This is a genomic window from Paenibacillus xylanexedens (genome assembly GCF_007680605.1).
In the GTDB taxonomy this organism is placed as follows: Bacteria; Bacillota; Bacilli; order Paenibacillales; family Paenibacillaceae; genus Paenibacillus; species Paenibacillus xylanexedens_B.
On sequence record NZ_VEIO01000109.1, the window covers coordinates 1 to 214 of the forward strand.

The 214-nt window shown below is 60.3% G+C and carries 1 protein-coding gene; it reads left to right on the top strand.

Translation table 11 applies throughout. The features are described from left to right. On the top strand, nucleotides 1-214 hold a 214-nt coding region (locus FS818_RS28590), incomplete at both ends, for an AMP-binding protein (RefSeq protein WP_145336798.1).

The following is a 214-nucleotide window of genomic DNA, read 5'->3' on the forward strand; positions in this document are numbered from 1 at the left end:
TTGTAGACAACCCGTTTGAACCGGGCGGGCGGATGTACCGCACCGGGGACCTGGCACGGTGGCTACCGGACGGGAACCTGGAGTACCTAGGTCGGATCGATGAGCAGGTGAAGATCCGGGGGTACCGGATTGAGACAGGGGAAATTGTACATCGTCTACTCCAGCACGGGGACGTGAAGGAAGCGGTGGTTCTGGCGCGGAAAGACGAACGAGA